Annotated in this window: 1 protein-coding gene and 1 pseudogene; both read right to left on the bottom strand. The window is 64.2% G+C overall.

What is annotated here, in order from left to right:
- Window positions 1-150 precede the first annotated feature (150 nt).
- Window positions 151-1,415, bottom strand: a pseudogene (locus tag EN738_RS33860) (cysteine desulfurase-like protein).
- Between the two features lie 39 nt (window positions 1,416-1,454).
- Window positions 1,455-2,000, bottom strand: a 546-nt coding sequence (locus tag EN738_RS33855; RefSeq protein ID WP_189606114.1) for an aldo/keto reductase, incomplete at its 5' end; no start/stop codon positions are given.

Genomic DNA, 2,000 nt, shown 5'->3' with positions numbered 1-2,000 from the left:
GTGATCGTCCAGGAGGGCGGCTATCTGTGCGACGCGCTCAGCGACAACCTCACTGCTTTCCTGACCGGCTTTGGCGGCAAGCAGCGATCAGCAATTCCAGGAAAAGTGCGTAGCGGTTTTCCGTCCGGAATTGCGTGAAAGCAACGTGGCTCAGGCTCGCTGCTGCCTCAGCATGGCCACGACCCGGCGCACGCTTTCCAGCGTCTCGTCGATCTCGTCCGCCGTGTTGTAATGCGCGATGCCGATGCGCACGACGCCCTCGCCGGCCGGAATGCCGAGCTGGTGGACGATCTCCCAGGCATAGTTGTGGCCTGACCAGAGGAAGATGTTTTCGGCGTTCATCTGCCGCACGATCGTCTCCGGCGCGATGCCCTCGACGGTAAAGGACACGGTCGGCACGCGCTCGCCGATCCGCGCCGGATCGGTGATGCCGTGGATGGTCAGGCCGGCAATGCCAGACAGGCCGTCGATCAGCTTTTGCGCCAGCGTGTTCTCGTAGGCGATCGACACTTCGAACGCCCTGGTGATCCGCTGCCGCCGCGAGCCGCCCTCGCCCGCCGCCGCGCCGAGATCGGCGAAATAATCGACCGCCGCGCCGAGACCGGCCATCAGCTCGATCTGCGGCGTGCCGAGCTCGAAGCGTTCCGGCAGGCCGTTGGACGAGCAGCGGCATTTGTAAGGTTTCAGCGCATCAATGAGGTCGCGGCGCCCCCACAGGATGCCCATGTGCGGGCCGAAGAATTTGTAGGCCGAGCAGACGAGGAAATCGCAGCCGAGCCCCTGCACGTCGACCAGGCCATGCGGCGCGAACTGCACGGCATCGACATAGACCAGCGCGCCTGCCTGCTTGGCTACGGCCGTCAGCGCCTTCACCCGGTTGATCGAGCCGGTGAGGTTCGAGGCATAGTTCAGCGCCACGAGCCGCGTATTTTCCGAGAGCAGCGCACTCAACGCCGCTTCCTCGACCTGCCAGCTTTTCTCGTCGAACGGCAGGAAGCGCACGGCGAGGCCAAGGTCCTCGGCAAGCTGTAGCCAGGGCGAGACATTGCCCTCATGGTCCATGCGGGTGACGATGATCTCGTCGCCTGGCTTCATCGCGCGGCCGAGCGTGCGCGACATATGGTAGGTCAGCGTCGTCATGTTGGCGCCGATGATGATCTCCTCGGCGCTCGCGGCACCGAGGAAATCGGCCATTGCCGCATGCGCGCCGTCGACCACTTCCTGCGCCGCCAGGGTCGTTTCGAAGAAGCCGCCGAGATTGGCGTTGGTGGTAAGCAGGCAGCGCGACACGGCGTCGGCCACCGCTTGCGGCACCTGCGTGCCGGCCGGGTTATCGAGATAGATGCGACGGCGGCCCTTGTCGGTCAGCGACAGCGCCGGAAATCTTCCCCGCACGGTTCGATTGGAAAATTCATTGCCGTCCCCTCCCTTTTGTTATCGTTGGACAATTCTGGTCAAGGGCACGGATTGCCGACGCGCTGATGAACCCCATCGATCGCCTTCTGCATCTCCTCGGTCCATCTGACCTCGGCCGAGGACAACGCCGTTTCCAGCTGCCAGATCGCCGTCGCGCCGATGATGTTCGAGGTGACGAAGGGTCTGCTCGAGACATAGGCATTGGCAAACAGCGCCGGCTCCATGCCGAAGGAGCGCGCCAGCTCGTTGTATTCGAGCAGGACTTGCGCCGCATTCGGCGTCTCGTAGCGCTGGCCACGGTTGAAAAGCTGCGAGCGCGAGCCTTGCGGGCGCGCGCCATGGTCGTATTTGCCGGTCAGATAGCCCTGCGCCAGCGGCGAATAGGGCAGGAAGGCGATCTGCTCGCGCTCGCAGACCTCGGCGAGGTTCACCTCGAAGGTGCGATTGACGAGGCTGTAGGCGTTCTGCAGCGAGACGGGCCGCGGCCCGACGCCCTTGTCGGCCTCGCCAAGGAAGCGCATGACGCCCCAGGAGCTTTCGTTCGACAGGCCGAAATGGCGGATCTTCCCGGCCTTCACCAGTTC

Origin of the sequence: Mesorhizobium sp. M4B.F.Ca.ET.017.02.2.1, assembly GCF_003998955.1 — a bacterium.
GTDB lineage: Bacteria > Pseudomonadota > Alphaproteobacteria > Rhizobiales > Rhizobiaceae > Mesorhizobium > Mesorhizobium abyssinicae.
This window is presented reverse-complemented; position numbering and strand designations above follow the sequence as displayed.